13 protein-coding genes and 1 pseudogene are annotated in these 15,689 nt (G+C 45.2%); 8 read left to right on the plus strand and 6 right to left on the minus strand.

Annotated features, from left to right (window positions below; all coding sequences use genetic code 11):
• Window positions 1–2: 2 nt before the first annotated feature.
• The 6 genes from B6K83_RS15130 to B6K83_RS15155 all read right to left on the minus strand — a co-directional run bounded on the left by B6K83_RS15130 (window position 3) and on the right by B6K83_RS15155 (window position 6,165).
• The gene (locus tag B6K83_RS15130; RefSeq protein ID WP_002040530.1) at window positions 3–1,157 is read right to left on the minus strand and encodes a BstXI family restriction endonuclease; all 1,155 of its coding nucleotides are present in this window, start codon (window positions 1,155–1,157) and stop codon (window positions 3–5) included.
• Complete coding sequence (locus B6K83_RS15135) at window positions 1,154–1,858, minus strand: restriction endonuclease subunit S (RefSeq protein ID WP_000829999.1); 705 nt, start codon at window positions 1,856–1,858, stop codon at window positions 1,154–1,156. The genes B6K83_RS15130 and B6K83_RS15135 overlap by 4 nt, the downstream gene beginning before the upstream one ends.
• Window positions 1,851–3,566 (minus strand): type I restriction-modification system subunit M, encoded by a 1,716-nt coding sequence (locus tag B6K83_RS15140; RefSeq protein ID WP_001065598.1) that lies wholly within the window; start codon window positions 3,564–3,566, stop codon window positions 1,851–1,853. Before B6K83_RS15140 ends, B6K83_RS15135 begins: the two co-directional genes overlap by 8 nt.
• 8 nt (window positions 3,567–3,574) lie before the next feature.
• A complete protein-coding gene (locus B6K83_RS15145; RefSeq protein WP_048609063.1) occupies window positions 3,575–4,555 on the minus strand; it encodes a WYL domain-containing protein in 981 nt (326 codons plus the stop codon).
• A gap of 317 nt (window positions 4,556–4,872) precedes the next feature.
• Window positions 4,873–5,172 (minus strand): hypothetical protein, encoded by a 300-nt coding sequence (locus B6K83_RS15150; protein ID WP_048609064.1) that lies wholly within the window; start codon window positions 5,170–5,172, stop codon window positions 4,873–4,875.
• Window positions 5,173–5,259: 87 nt separating this feature from the next.
• On the minus strand, window positions 5,260–6,165 hold the full coding sequence (locus B6K83_RS15155; protein ID WP_048609065.1) for a 3'-5' exonuclease: 906 nt from the start codon (window positions 6,163–6,165) through the stop codon (window positions 5,260–5,262).
• Between the two features lie 641 nt (window positions 6,166–6,806).
• Here B6K83_RS15155 and B6K83_RS18165 point away from each other — a divergent pair.
• The 8 genes and pseudogenes from B6K83_RS18165 to B6K83_RS15195 form a co-directional block, all read left to right on the plus strand.
• Window positions 6,807–6,917 (plus strand): annotated as a pseudogene (locus B6K83_RS18165) (UV protection and mutation protein); the annotation flags it as partial.
• Between the two features lie 466 nt (window positions 6,918–7,383).
• Window positions 7,384–8,247 (plus strand): class A beta-lactamase, encoded by an 864-nt coding sequence (gene bla, locus B6K83_RS15160; protein WP_025441399.1) that lies wholly within the window; start codon window positions 7,384–7,386, stop codon window positions 8,245–8,247.
• A 950-nt stretch (window positions 8,248–9,197) separates the two neighbouring features.
• Window positions 9,198–10,991, plus strand: a complete 1,794-nt coding sequence (locus B6K83_RS15170) for a hypothetical protein (RefSeq protein WP_085285722.1) — start codon at window positions 9,198–9,200, stop codon at window positions 10,989–10,991.
• Window positions 10,984–13,107 carry a site-specific integrase gene (locus B6K83_RS15175; RefSeq protein WP_025441397.1) on the plus strand — a complete coding sequence of 708 codons (2,124 nt, stop codon included), beginning with the start codon at window positions 10,984–10,986 and terminating at the stop codon, window positions 13,105–13,107. The genes B6K83_RS15170 and B6K83_RS15175 overlap by 8 nt, the downstream gene beginning before the upstream one ends.
• Window positions 13,104–13,682, plus strand: a complete 579-nt coding sequence (locus tag B6K83_RS15180; protein ID WP_025441396.1) for a hypothetical protein — start codon at window positions 13,104–13,106, stop codon at window positions 13,680–13,682. The genes B6K83_RS15175 and B6K83_RS15180 overlap by 4 nt, the downstream gene beginning before the upstream one ends.
• Window positions 13,683–13,995: 313 nt before the next feature.
• Window positions 13,996–15,075 carry a site-specific integrase gene (locus B6K83_RS15185; protein WP_158088367.1) on the plus strand — a complete coding sequence of 360 codons (1,080 nt, stop codon included), beginning with the start codon at window positions 13,996–13,998 and terminating at the stop codon, window positions 15,073–15,075.
• A 6-nt stretch (window positions 15,076–15,081) separates the two neighbouring features.
• The gene (gene umuD / locus B6K83_RS15190; protein WP_085285723.1) at window positions 15,082–15,453 is read left to right on the plus strand and encodes a translesion error-prone DNA polymerase V autoproteolytic subunit; all 372 of its coding nucleotides are present in this window, start codon (window positions 15,082–15,084) and stop codon (window positions 15,451–15,453) included.
• 7 nt (window positions 15,454–15,460) lie between these two features.
• Window positions 15,461–15,595 carry a Y-family DNA polymerase gene (locus tag B6K83_RS15195; RefSeq protein WP_269844022.1) on the plus strand — a complete coding sequence of 45 codons (135 nt, stop codon included), beginning with the start codon at window positions 15,461–15,463 and terminating at the stop codon, window positions 15,593–15,595.
• The last annotated feature ends 94 nt before the right edge of the window (window positions 15,596–15,689 follow it).

A 15,689-nucleotide genomic window follows, 5' to 3' on the forward strand; every position in this document is an offset into this window, starting at 1 on the left:
CTTTAATCCCTCTCTATATACAGCTCTTCAGAGATTCTGATCCAAACAGCTCCATTCGGGGATCTAATCATCTTGTCGTCATCACTAATCCACCCAAAAGTTTCAATGCTATCACCAATTAACTTAGCTACTTTTATATCCATTTCCTTTACTTCAGCAAGCGAATAACATCTTCGCTGCCCAAGCTTGGTATTACAAGTTGCATGCCCCCAAGAAACGTAGAAGTGATTATGATGCAACCGTTCATATTCAAGTGGAATCATATGAAATAGATTTACTGTAGTAGAACGATTGGTTCCATCTACTATTAGGCCAGAGTTTAAAAGAGATTCTTCATTCTCAAGGTTTATATGACTATGAAGCTCATCATATGAAATTCTTTTGAGGCATAGTGGGCAAGTTGTAATATTTCCTTTCATCATCCCAAGATAGTTATAGTGAACCCCATCACTAAGTGAGCACTCATCTAGAATTAATTTCAGATGTAATGCTTGTGATGCTGTATATGGGCTAGACGATGTATGTATAATTTGCCATGCTAAAGATGCTTGTGATAGAAAATTAGTTTCCTTGTTAGCATATTCAGGAGCAAAAATCCCCTGCGGTGGCCCTTCGATAACTTCATTTTTTATAATTTTCTTGCCTCCACCAACTTTTGGAAGGCGAAGAATATAATGCCCTTTGTCTAATACTTCTGAACTTCTTTTTTCAACGATATTTCCATTCTTATCCTCCAAGTGACGAACGGACCATTCGTCAAGCGGTGGAAACTCATCAAAAGATTGATGAGAGCGATACAATACAAAAGCATTTTCACCGATTACGAGTGGCTCACCATCTGGCAAATTTATTTCACTCAAAATACCTGAAGAAATAAAAGCTTGATCAGGGTACAGCCTTACGATGTACCCATCTTCATAGTTTGAAGTATCAATAACATTAATCTTTTCAAAAGGAATGATAACTTTATTGTTTCTATAAACATGATTTTGATAAGCCCCCTTCTTTCCTCCTCGCGGTGTTGCGTAGCCTGCTTTTGAAAGTTTTTTCTTATCTTTTTCTTCCAGAAATGACCAGCAGTTAGTCGGCCAAGGATCGCACTTCCCAGTATGACCAATCAACTTTCGGCAACTACCTTTTTGACACAAACCAATCATAATGAGAGCCTTTTACTAAGATCATCTATTGAAAGCTCCCCTGAAAATAGTAGGAACATCACCTGATTTATTGTCTTTTCTAACTCGTTACTTTCTGCTTTTATATTGCTAAGTTGCTGCATATCTAATGCGGATTGTTCTAGTGCATGCCCTGATAGTTTACAAAACTGAAGTGCGCTAATTACTTTCAATATTTTGTCTTGTACATCTACTGAAGGCACTGATATGTGAAACTCAAAGAGATCACTTTTATAGAGTTCAGGATATGTTGAACCATTAGCAACTGCGTCAAGATAAGGCTTATTCAAGCGAAACCAATATGCTAAATAAAGCGGCCTCAAAAGTGGCCCACATGTAAAATTCAAAAAACCTTGATTTGTAGCCATAGGAACAGTGTTGACAGCAACTGCACCAACAGGGGCTCTTTTACTGAGCATTACTGTTCCTGCAGGCAATAGTTTTGCTGCCGAACTTTTAAGACCTAAAGTAGTGATATTTCTCTCTGTTTTACTGACGTAAACACCATCCATGTCAGTAATTTCTTTGGGAGTTAGCCATGGAATATCTCCTTCCCAATAATCATCTTCATTTGTTTTGGGTGTGCCACCTGATTCAACCTGAAGAATTAATCCAGTTTTTTTACAAGCCTCTAAAGTTCCATGAAACCAATCTTTATGACTTAATAGAAATGGTTCAGCCATTTGAAACTTTCTCCATTATTTGTTTTGTTTTTTCAGCCGCCAGAACTACTTCATTAAGCCTATTACTTACTTTTTGAATATTCTTAAACATTTCAATCTGTGCTTCCTTCGATACAAGATTTTTCCTGTCAAAACCCACATATCGACCTGGTACAAGGGCATATTTATGCCTTTCTATCTCACTTATATCAACACTTCTACAAAACCCAGGCTGATCTTTGTATCCTTCAGATCTAACCCAGTCTTTATAACAATCCGCTATTTGTTCTATTTCAGACTTTGATAGAGATCTGATTACTTTAGTCTCAAGAGTTCCTAAATTTTTAGCATTGATAAATAGCACATTTTTCGCTCTGTTTTGTCTTTTGTCTTTTGCTTTACTAAAGCACCAAATACATGCACCAATTTGCGTGTTAGTGAATAAATGTGTCGGGAGAGCAATCACACAATCTAATAAATTACTATCAACGATGGACTTCCTTATTTCATATTCGTCTTTAGCATTTACGGTCAAAGACCCATTTGAAAGTAAGATTGCTGCCTTACCATTAGAATTTAGGTGATGGATAATATGTTGAAGCCATCCATAATTAGCATTCCCTTTTGGAGGTGTTCCATACATCCATCTTATATCTCCTTGTAACTTTTCACTCCACCATTCTTTCATGTTAAACGGAGGATTTGCCATTACGAAATCAGCTTTAAGATCTGGATGCTGATCATCTAGAAAAGTATCAGCGTTTTTATTCCCAAAATTAAAATCAATGCCTCTTATAGCCATATTCATAGCCGCAAGCTTCCATGTGGTAGGATTGCTTTCTTGACCATAAACAGATATGTGTTTTTTTTGTTCTGATGCGTTGTATTTTTTTTCTTTTGCGTGTTCTTCAATAAATTTTTCACTTGAAACGAAAAATCCACCCGACCCCATTGCAGGATCATAAACCCGCCCCTGATATGGCTCTAGCAATTCAACAATTAGAGTAACAATACTTTTAGGTGTGTAATACTGCCCACCTTGTTTTCCCTCAGCCAACGCGAATTGCCCCAAAAAATATTCATATACATGACCAAGAATATCTTTGCTTTTTAAGCTTAACTTCTTTCCATTAAACTCAGGATTACTAAAACTCGTATCAGAGAATCTATTTATTAACTCTGTTAGATTCGTATTTTCAACTTCGTAACGACTTATTCGAGGTAAAACTCCCTTTAACTTTGGATTTGCTGGCTTATCATTTATCCGATGCGACTCTATTTCATCCAGTGCATTGTCAATCAACCATGAAATTGATCTCAATTTAATTTCATTTCCATGACTATCTTTGTCAATTACACTACCGATCGGAAGAGAAGCAGTACTTTTTATAAATTTCCATCTTGCCCTTTTTGGTATCCAGAAAACGTTTTTCTCTTGATAGTATTCGTGCAGTTCTAACTCTGCATTGACCGCATCGTTGTATTCTTCGTCAGAGTCATAATCTTCACGAGGCATGTAATAAATATTGTCATCGCTATCGTCCTGAGTAAACAACTGACGTAACTCTTGTTGGCGCTCTTCAAAAGCGTCTGACACATACTTTAGAAAGATGATCCCTAGCACGACATGCTTATAGTTAGCGGCATCGAGGTTGTTACGTAACCGATCGGCTGCCGACCACAACTTTACATCGAGTTCTTTTAAAAACTGCTGTTCTGAATTATTCATGTTCTTCCCTATGCTGTGACGCTATCGAAACCAGGCGCAATCGCAAGGTTACCGACACCGTATAAAGTTTGATAATTTTTTAACCATAAATGAAATTCGGGTGTTTTTAGCTGAGCTGCTTTGGAGCAATCGACATTCCATTGTCTGAGTAAATAACCTGCCGTTGCCGCTCTAATCTCAATCTTTAAAACACCACCTTTCATGCCATAGTCAAGCTCAATCGCTTCGCTGTGCTCTATGCGTGGGTGCGGTACTAACTCAAGCTCTACAAAGCGATTCCATTGCCGGTCTTGGGTTTCAAGTTCAGCCTCTGACAGAATGGAATCCTCAAGCACGACCGCTGCTTTAATTCGGGTAAGCACAAAGTCACGGAACCCATTTGGCGCTCCGCTTTGGCCATGCTTGCGGTCAAAACCACGAACATGCCAACGCAGGCCATTGTCCACCAGCGTATGCGGTACAATTTCACGCGTTGTTTCACCGCTCGATAACGACACATAAGTGATGCTCAAGGCTTTGCCTTTGTGAATGGCCTCGGTGACCTTCGCCACTATCGATAAACTCGGCTTGTTAAGGTGATAAGGCGCTTCACAAGCCAGAGGCGGTTTTACCTTTCCACTGAAGCCATCGCCGTACCCTTGGCTGATGGTTGCCAGTGTTCGAACAACGTCATAGTCGAACAAGGGTTCAAATGCTTCACCACGTTTATGCAACTTGAGCTTTTGGTCATACTCAATGTTGCTTGGTGCAAGCTCTCGGTACATTGTGAAGTCTTTCGTTGCTTGTGCAGCAGCTATGCTGAAGCGATCGACTAAATCCGCCCGCACCGCTTCTCCCTTAAACAATAAAGTGAAATCGATGTGGGCAATGCGATCCCTGGTTGCTTGTGGCAACTGCGCTATCTGCAAAAGCCTATCTGGCTTTCCTTTCGCGCCTTCTTTAGCGAGTGAACTCGCTGGTACCGTTTGTTTCAGACCATCATTTGTCATGCGTCTTGTTTATCCAATTCAACCAGTTTCTTAAAACTCTGTTTATAAAGTACGGACCGACATCGCGTAATCACATTGAAAAGCACCACTCAATGCTGCTCTTCATCCGCAATGACTAATCAATCTCTACCGGTTGAAGCTGGACAGATGGCCATAACACACTGAATAGGCTTCAACCTAATTAATTTTATTAAGTATCATCCTATCACAAATTATTTTGTAGGGAAGACTAAGCGGCAACTTTTTGATCTGGATTGCAATTGCCGCTCAGGTATGGGCGTGAAGACACTGTTTCATGCCATTGCTGGTAGCCGCTATCAATGCGCTACCCGAACCAATGGCACCACGATGTTACCGCGATGCGATACCCCTTTGTCCGACTCTGTAGACATCAGGGCTCGTTGTTCACTCTCCCGAATGCGCCTAGCAACCTCTGCCTGGGCTGGTAGCAATGGCAACATCCCTTCAGCAATCGCGTCTGGGGCTGAGTCTTGGCCACAGGACATCAAGTGCTTCCATGGATCTTTAAGAAAGCGCTCGAACGTGATGCCAAATTCAATGATGCGGGCAGAGACGAAGATTTCGCCCCAGTATTCAATGTAGGTGTCTTGGTACATGGAAAGATTCCTCTTGTTGGTTAAACCATGAGTTCACTTTCCATTTTCCAGAGGTTTTCAAATATGCAAGGCTTACCTTGTAGAGAGCTACAAAGCTTTAAATCGATTACGGGCATCTTTGTAGTCATAGTGGGCATGTTCTGAGCCACGATGATACAAATCATCCAGGTAAGTTTGTTCCTGCGGCAACTCGTCTTCGCTGATTTCGCGCCACCAATGCTTGTTGGCACCTTTAACGCCGTCATGCCAACGGTAACCACGTTCTTTTAAATAGTCCTTTACGTCAAACGGCGCACCAAACGCACGAACTAACACAGTTCGCCTGTCTGCTTCAGACAACAAGTTTGCAACGGACTCGGGCAACAAATGGAACAACCAGGCCATCGCCAAACAATCGGTTGCGGCTCGGTGTCCTTCATAAAACCAACCTAAGCGAAGCAGCAGGTACTCAAGCTTTCGACTTTCAAAACCCAGCGCCTTCCAATCTATGCCACTGGCTGAACAGGCCCAAGATAGATGGCCTAATGCAGCAAACCGCTTTTCAAAGAAAGGACGATCAAACTGTGCATTGTGTGCAACCACCAGCGGATCATCGGATAACCAACTCGCTACCAGTGAATCATCAATGCGCTGGCCTCGCACCATGTCATCGGTAATACCGGTTAACTCTGTAATCAGCTCGGGGATTGGCTTGCCGGGATCTTCATACAAACTGATCACATCAACAATCGACACAATCCGCTTAGCCGAGGGACTGTAAAGCACCTTAACCATACCAAGCTCAATAATGGACTCGTCATCGGCAGACAGTCCAGTTGTCTCTGTATCGAGCAGCACCATTGGCTGTTCATCACCGACCACAGGAGATAGTTCAAGTGGCCAGGACTGCGGCTCACGCGTTAATGGAATACGCTCCAGCAATCTAAAATCTTCTGGTCTGTCTGGGATATCCGCGAGGCGCTCTAGCGGAAATGGCGCAGGGGCTCTTGTCATTGATGGTTCCTCTTCAATTCTATTGTTCGCTTTAGGTGATTTCACTGTGCCACAGGTTTTTCTAAATGCACCTTGGATACCTCAGCGTTTTTTTAATCTTTCTACTGGGTGAACCCATGTATGAAGGCTTTGGCTAAGCCTTTCAGAAAGCCTTAGCTAAACCCTTTAGGTAACCCTTACCGATACCCTTTAGGTATGGCTTAGCCAACCCCTTTTCAAACGGTTGAAAAAGGCTTGAACTGAGTTCGACTGAGCATTTTAATGATGCTCCTGACTTCGCTTTAAGCCAGTAAATTCAATACGAAGCAGAATTTTACTAACTGTTTTTAAACCCTTTGCAAAGGGTTCAACAAGCCTTGTTTGACGGTTACTTGACCCATGCGTTAACCAGTAGCAGTAACAGGATCAGTAACAGAAACAAGAGCAGTAGGCAGAAGCAGTATTGTCCAAGCCTTGCAGGCTTTGACGAGGGCGAGCGATCCCCCCACATCTAGTTTTTCAACACAAAAAAGAAATCACCGACAACACAGCGTCTTACTCGAACAACTACAGTTTTACCTACAATTTTACTTGTAGAAATCAGCATAGCATTAGATACTGTATAAACAAACAGTATTAATTATGATTTTTCGAGGTTCGTCATGAGTGTCTCGCTGATAGGCCGTAGCGGCGCACTTGCCTTCATCAAAGCCAAGCGCCTTCGTATTCCATTGTTCATGGAACGTGTTTCTGCTGGTTTTCCTTCACCAGCGCTTTTCCCATATTGCTCTTTTTTGTCAATGTTCTGAAATCTATTAATAAATAACGAAAAAATAATAAGATAGTAAGATAAATCTCGTTCATACCTACTTTTACGGCGTTGACAACTATCACTCGGTCGAGTTTTTTCACTGATCCCCGCTGGGATCCCCTAATTGGTTGCCTTAGCGCTCATCCGAGCAAAGTTGAGTTAGGCTAGTTAACTAAATAATATAAATGGCCTTGTCCGACTCAGGCGAGACGGAACAACTTCGGTGGCCTCGATAAGCGCTGGCCCACTCCGAACCGTGAGAGTTTTTAAACAAACTGGTAAAGCAGACGCAATTCTCTTTCACTCGAAGCTGCTTTAAACCGCAGGTCGCGACCCATAACAGACGCTAATTCTTTAATCGATATTCGTTTTGATGTATCATCGCGAGCAGGAAACACCTTTCTTTATATCTAGGAAAAAACTATCGTATGTACTCCAAATTTGTTGTTTTTGTATCGCTGTTAAGCAGCTTAACCCTCAGCATTCCTGCCAACTCTTCTCCAGACCTGATAGTCAACAGCATCAAAGAGGTAGAGCAAAACCTGGGTGCTAAAGTAGGAGTCTCAATCTACAGCGTTTCTGATGGTTACCTTTGGCATTACAACGGCGATTCACGTTTTCCGTTGATGAGCACCTTTAAAACTCTTGCATGTGCGAAATTGCTCCACGATGTTGAAACGGCGAAGCTGTCGATTGATCGATCTGTGAAGATTGAGGAACAAGACCTTATTACTTGGTCGCCGATAACAGAAAAGCTTGTTGGAGAGAGCTTTTCCCTCAAGCAGGCTTGCACGGCTGCAATGGTTATGAGTGACAACACAGCGGCTAATATAGTACTGGACGGTATTAGTGGCCCATCTGAATTGACCTTGTTCATGAAAGAACTCGGTGATGAAGTAACGCGACTGGATCGTATAGAGCCTCATTTAAATGAAGCGCGAAGCGGGGATGAGCGTGATACAACAACACCTAACGCGATTGTAAAAAGCCTCGGGAAACTGCTTTATGGCGAGAAACTCTCAAGTGGCTCTAAAGAACAATTAATTGAATGGATGGCTGGCAACAAGGTGTCCGATAGCTTGTTGCGTTCAGTGCTACCAGAGGGGTGGTCAATTGCTGATAGGTCGGGTGCTGGTGGTTTTGGGTCTAGGGGAATCACCGCTGCGATTTGGTCAAATGAACAGCAGCCATTAATTGTTGCGATATATCTCACCCAGACTGAAGCTTCGTTTGACGAGAGAAATAAAGCTATTGCCAAAATAGGTAGAGAAATTTTCGCTTCTTATAACTAAGGCAACTTGGCGGGTACTAAGCACCTCAGCATCATAAGATGAGAGGTGTTCTTTCAATCTTCCTTTATAGCGGCAGCTAAATCGCAGCTAAAGACATCGATCAGGCCGCTCCGTATGTCCGCATTGTGCCGACTCCGGTATATGCGCAGGAAAATCATCTAACGTCCGGTTCCGGAAATTTCAGTTGGCTCTGTTAAAGCAACAGTGAGCGTATGCCCTCTCCCCCTTTAACGCTGCTCCTCAGAGACGGCTATACGGTAGTTATCTGCGGCCGTAGTTGAGCAGTGTGGTCATTTAGCAGTATCTCGCGCTATAAAAAACTGTATGTATATACAGTTTTTTATAGTAGGCTTATCTTGTAGAGCAAGGTGAGTGAGATCTCTTTATGAGTCGGGTTTCCCCAAAAAGTTTTCCCCAAGGTATCATTACGAAAGGCCACACAGATAAGAATTTCCAGTTTCTGGTTCTGTCCGGTAATGTTTTGCTTCTAATTCAATCTCACCTTGCTAATTTACCGCCGTCCCAGCGGCGGAGCGCTAATAGGGCTGTGTTCTACTTCGAATGTTTCCTGTGGCTAATCAACCATCCACCTATCACAAGCACTCTAGACCTTCGAACAAATGCTTTTCTGAGCATTCAGCGCCTTTTCTATGGCGCGCTTTACTCAAACTGTTTTCTGGCTGCTGAAGTAAAATACTCAGGCAGACAGAGACTTGTCCGGTATTTCTTTAAACTCCTCGCTGAGCTGTCTAAATCGTCTCCTATCAATATTTTTGTATATTCAGACCTTACAGATAGCCAGGTCCGAGAATGCATCGCTCAGTTTGAAGCTATTGGGATTGACCCTGTACGAGCAGCCAAGCTCATGGGGTGGCAAGTCGCAGACAGAAGCGCGAACTCATTTCGATTAAAGATGGGAGCCATCTTCGATTTTTGGGCCTGATTTTACGATGGAATTACACCAGGAGAGTAAGAAGCACGCCTTGGCTCATAGTCATTATAGTAACTACGCTAATGTGGTCTCTCGATTTGATGATTTTCTGCGCTGGTATGACGATGATCCGATAGACAGACCTTCCTTAAACGCTCACGTGCTCCAAGATCCAGTCTTTGTATATCAGCTTTTCTGGAGCTTTCAGCGCTGGCATTTCGAAGGGTACTCCGAGCGGAGCCAAACCCAACCGACGGAACGGGTGTTGGCAAACCTTCAGCGCCAATGGATCAGAATCATCTGTTGGGCAAAGTCTGTTCTGGTTAGCGGAGGGCTTATGTGTTCCCCGCTTGGCGATGTGTGGCCCGAAGGGAGCAAAAAGCTCACTCGATTCCTCCATGAAGTAGGCCACCATCGATACGCTGATGGTGAATCCCTTGTATCACAAAAGCTTTTGACCCAGATCCCACTGTCTGTCACAGATAAGGAGGCAACGGAGCTTCTATTCAGACAGATCGAAGACGACTTCAATAAAGTCGTTCGGTGGGCTCGACGGGAGATTGATCACATAGCTCATCGTTTGAACGTTATTGATCAGGCCTGCGATCAAGGGGATCTGATAACGCTAGGTTCTCGAATATCTGCTCGGGCTTATGGCCAGCCTGTGATGGGGATGAACAGCCTTATCAGAACTGTAAAAGAAACCCACAACGGATTTGCAATCATCGACCACGCTATGCGCGGCCACTTGGTAAGCGCAACAGGGAGTTCTTTTTCAACATCGGAGTTAGCGGCGAATCTGGCTATGCCGACGAAGTATGCGATTGCTCCCATCGCTCTCTGGCTAGTAGCGCAGCATCCCGTTCTGACCGAGGCATCTCTATTGAAATGCGAGTTATTCGACCGAAACGGTAAGCGAACCGGCTTTGTTAAGACCGACTCTGGATCTGTGCTTGTTGTGAAGAAAAACCGGAAAGGGAAGCAACAGGAGGTTGTACTGAGCGACGACGCAGCTTCGGTGGTCGAGCTGCTTATCCAGATCACGGCCCCGGTTAGGCGCTATCTCAAGGAGAAAAGGGATGATGCCTGGCGACGATTGTTCATCGTCGCGGGTGGTCAGGGCTTTCAGGAACCTTACACTTTCACAAACCAGACCAGCTTCGCCAAGATCCTCCGGCAGAAAGCCTTTATACAAGCTCATAGCGCCGAGTTAGGAGACATGGTCTCCGTATTGTCGCTGGCCCGGATAAGGGCTACCGCAGGTGTTCTCGTCTACCTCAAGTCGTTAAGCATAGAGAAAATGGCAGAGTCACTAGGCAACTCGAAACGAGTCGCCATGAACCATTATCTGCCGCCTACCATCATGCAGTTTTTCCAAGAGCGGTGGGTCAGGATTTTCCAAAACGCGGTGATTGTCCACGCTATGAAGGACTCTCCTTATCTGCTTGATGCAACGGACTTTAGCAGCATGAGTGAGTTGGATATGTTTCTAGAGGCGCATGCCCTTCGAACGCCGCCTGAAGAACCCGAACAGCTGAGTAGTTCCTCTGAGCAAATATCTGGTTCGTCAGATCCAGAGATCGTTATTTCTATCGATGAAGGCGTTCTTGGTGTGCTCCTCTCGCTAAAAATGGCCGTTGAGCAAGCTGGCCCACGTGCGGCGGGAACGGCTGTGTACTGGAGCCAGTTCGCAGCGAAGATAGAGGCTCACATTGAATCTGATGGTTATCTAGATCCATATATCCGCGGTTGTCTAGTTAAGGCTAAGGGGATAGCGAATCCTCAACAGTTTGAGGGTCTAGTCTATGGATGATAGCAGCGCGCTACCTCGCGAATTGGACTTCATAACGCGATCAGTCGATGCGGATCTAGGACTATTCCGAAGCGCTGAATGGCTCAATTCGAAGTTCGATGACCCAGTATGGAGCGCTCGTTTTGCCGAAAATGGCAAGAGAGACACTGTTATTGATTTCAGGGTTAGGCTCGATGATGGGCTACTGCTCACCCACCCAAGACATCACAACCTTTTGGAAAGCATAAAGGCATATTTATGTCTGTCGTCCCATCCGTTGGCCACCGGAGGCAGCCAGCTTGCCCCGAAGACGGTACAGCAAAGGGTTCGTACGACCTTAGGTATCATCGACTACTTTCTCCTGAGAGCCGAGCATTTCCAACTGGCATCCCATCAGTTCAAGCTAATTACGCCGCATGACATAACTGAGTTCATGGCTGTGTTGGCTACTGATCAGTACGCTAAGAACAATCTCTACGCTGCGCGTGAAGAGCTACAGCGTTTCCTTCGCCTCAACAGCCATCAGGTTACGAAGCTGGAGACACAGTACGTTCTATCAAAGGTTCCTGGAATCGCTATTGTTGATGATGTAGATGAGAGCAACCTTGGCTTATCAGAGTCGGAGATTGTTGCGGCTAGGATTTTTCTGTGGATCAACGGAAACTACAAACGCATACCGATTAAGGCGGGTAGTCATGGGCATTCATTTTTTAGTCATCAAGTTTCTCCAAACAGTATCTACTCTGAAATTTATCATGAGCGAACTTTAGTGACGCCTAAATTCCGGGGGCTGGTGCTGGACGAGCTCCACTTTAGCCCATCCGAGAAGACCTTTAGAGAGTATCCCATGGTTTCGTCCATGGTTCTGTATGATGATCCACTTCCCTCTGAGGCTGGGGTTGATTTCTACCGACAATCGCTTAAACGGATGGAACTCCTTAAGCTCTGTGGGCTGGACCATATCAACCATCTTTCGCTAACAGCCTTGGATAATAGAGCTTTCCTCGGGCAACTTAAGATGAAGGGCACCGGGCGTTACCGGTCGCTGCCTCGGGACGTCGTATTTTCATCGTTTCGGAACGCAGTGGAGTTCTACTTAGATTTGGGTCAGGTCCTTATCGATGGTTATCTGGCCTTGGCGCGAGAGGCTGATGCACGTGGATGTGCCATCGGGGATTTGACCCAATCTGAAACGATAGAGCTGATCCCAAAGAGGTTGCGAGACATCGGAGTAAGTATCTGGGATCTCTCGGCAGATTTTCGCGGGCAGAACCGTGGAGGCGGTAGCGCTCTGTTTTTTAAGCGGTTCAGAGAGAATGAGGGACTGCTCCAGCTAATTGAGGTACTTTATGGTGCCATCTGGATAATACTCGCTGCGCTTAGTGCCAGACGTTCTGGAGAGCTTAGGGATCTTAAGGCAGATACCTGCCTTGTTAAGAAGTCCCATGGCTATTATTTACAGTTTGACTTGCGGAAACGGAACTTCGGCAAGACTCGTGAACAGGTCCTTCGTCCCATTCCCAATGTCGCGGCCCGGTGCATTCTGAGCTTGGGTGATCTTCGTCAGAAGCTCTCCTTGCTTAGTTCAGTTACGATTTCAGATAGGCTGTTCAGCAAGCCTCATTATCGCGAAGTTGGCCTGTCTGCGATGGGTTCAGTAGACGCGGCCAAGGTGCTAAACCGCTTTTCTGACTATTTCGAAGTCCAACAGGACGCTACTGGGCATCGTTATTACATTCGTACCCATCAACTTAGACGCTTCTTCGCTATGACATTCTTCTGGGCCGGCGGATTTGGCGGCCTAGACACACTTCGGTGGTTTTTGGGTCATACGAATGTCGAGCATGTTTATCACTACATCACAGAGACCGTTCCAGGAGAGGTGTTGCGAAGAATCGGTGCCGAATACGCATCTGATGCACTTCTCATAGGGCAGAGCAACACAGAAGATCTGGGTAATCTCCTACGTGAGCGTTACGGATTGTCATCATTTTCCATCATGCAGTCGGATGAAGTCGCAGACTATATCGAAGACCTAATGATGGAAGGGTTGCTAAAGATAGAGCCAGTCTTCTTCGACACACCGACAGGAAAGCGCCATGAGATCCTCTTTAAAATCACCGGAGAAAATTCATGAAGAAAGCATCACGGCAGGTGTCTGCTCAGCTTGAGATTAGCAACAGATCTGTTCTTTCTCGCGTTGAGTATCTCGAATCGATTATTCACTCACCCGCCGAGCATCAAGAAAACATAACACTTTTGATCGCTTTGAAGAGCCAAAGTGGACTTGCAAAGCTGGCGGTTAGCGAAGCTTTTATTTCTCCTATGTCTCTCAATACGCTTAAGAACAGAGCGAATGACATACTCCCTGGTGGGTTTACGACTATTGATCACCTGAGACGCCAGGCCGCAAAAGCTATTCACGATTCAACCGTAGTCAAGCCTTCATCGTCCTCTATAACCAAGCAGGACCTCAAAGATAAGATTAAGGCTCAGGAAAGGACCATCTCTCAGTTGTGGGATGAAATCGCACTGGTTACGAATGTTTTTAGAGAATCAGTAACACTCGCCCAACAGTTTGCCGAGAAATGCCCAGACCCGGCAGATCTGATCCTTTTCAAAAAGCGCCGTAGAGAGCTGCTTTTAATGTTCTCATTAAGCAAGCGGCCTCAGACGCCTTTACATGAGAGCCCGTCCAATGCCGAAGGATGAGAAACTCTATAATCTAACGAGCGATGTTTTCCGATTACCTTACGGGGTTGATCGAAATAGCCACGTCCTCAGCGTCAGAGCTGATAACATTCCGCTTCTCTGTTGGCCCGATGGCAGGCCGTGCACCGAGGCGAACCTATATATGCTGCACTGTTTTGAGCGTGGACTTTCCCGTAAGGAAGGCGGTGGGACACTTACTCAATATGCCAAGCTTCTTTCACACCTTATTCGCTTTTGCTTTAACAACAACTACTCATTCATAGGGTTGACTGATTCTCGCTTTTCACTATTCATCAGAACGCTCCAAGGAGAAATGGATCCACGAAAACCAGAGCAGAGAAAACGGAGAGCAGCCCATGTGGCAAACATAGGGAGAACCTGCCTCGGCTTTTTAGGATTCGTTGGAGAACTCTATCTAGAACCGTCGTTCGTCGGCGCCGCAGGAACGATCAGGGCTGAGACGAAGGAGTTCAAGCTGGCTGGTCAGAGAAAGCAGATAGTCCATACCTATTGGCATCACCATTCCTTTCCTAACCCCGAGCCTCCAACACGGCGCTTACCTATCAATTCTACAAATATCGCAAAACTGATCGAAGTGATTCCGGATGTGAGCACGACGACCTATCAGAGAAGACGGCGTTTCATTCTGGTCAAGCTTTTGGAGATTACTGGGGCAAGGCGAGTTGAGATCGCGAACATCAGAGTCGAAGACATCTATAACGCGAGGAAGATGAAGCAAGAGCCTGTTCTCAAGGTCTTCACCGCCAAGCGCTCGGGAGGAAGGGAAGAGTACAGATACTTGCCGGTTTCCAAAATGGACCTTGAATTGATCGTAAATTTCATCGAAAAGTTCCGACACCGGATCATTAAGAAGACCATCGGTAGCGCTAGTGACTTGGGCTATCTGCTGATTTCGGAAAGTAGTGGACTAAGGCTCGCTACCGAGACGCTGACGAATGAACTACTGCTGCTTGCCAAGGCTGCCAAGATCGAAGAGCAAGCCTGCGCACACATGTTCCGGCATAGATTCATTACCAAGCTTTTTGTGGCTTTGATTGAGCAACATGAATTCGAAAATGGGGACGATTTTCGGCGTGCTCTCCTGGATGGTGAGACCCTCAAGAGAAAGGTTCAAGAGTACACGGGGCATACTTCGATCAGTAGTCTTGAACCGTATATTCACTTGGCTTTCGAGGAAGTGGCGAGGTTTGGAAGTACCTTAGACCTGATTAAAGCAAAGCTTGCCGTTGAATCGCTACGGTCCAATCTCAAGGACATTGCTATCGAACTCAGACACGGCAGGAGTCCTACTGAATTGAGCGCCCTCCTCCGCGACTATATCGACTTGGCGCTGGAGGAACTCAGTAGCGCCTCAATTTCTACAGAGAGCTGACAAGATATGGGCAGAATGAGTTCATATGGGAATCCAGCGCAGGATTATGTTGAGCAAACGCTCGACCTCAACGAGCTGTGCATCAAGCGACCGGCTGCAACGTTCTTTGTGCGTGTTGAAGGTGATTCAATGATTGATGCCGGGATTCACCCAGATGATATTCTGGTGGTTGATCGCTCTGTCCAAGCCGAACACGGTGACATTGTCATCGCTGGCATCCATGGTGAACTCACGGTAAAGGAGCTTCAACTAAGGCCGTGCGTCATGCTGATCCCAAGAAACCAGGTGTATGAGCCCATTCATATTCCTGAAGGGACAGAGTTAGAGATATTTGGTGTGGTCACCAATGTGGTGCGAAACATACGCCGTAAGTCGTGACTATCCCATGCCAGTATTTGCCTTGGTGGACTGCAACAACTTTTACGCCAGTTGTGAGAAGCTGTTTCGTCCTGATTTAAAAGATACGCCGATTGTGGTGCTGTCCAACAATCACCCATACACCTTTATATCCACTTTCTAACTATACACGTTTGACAAGGTGAGAATTACCCTTATTGTATCTACAGACTTAATGACTTGGATATCACCACATGGAAATCATATACGAGATCAAA

The organism is Colwellia chukchiensis (assembly GCF_002104455.1).
GTDB lineage: Bacteria > Pseudomonadota > Gammaproteobacteria > Enterobacterales > Alteromonadaceae > Cognaticolwellia > Cognaticolwellia chukchiensis.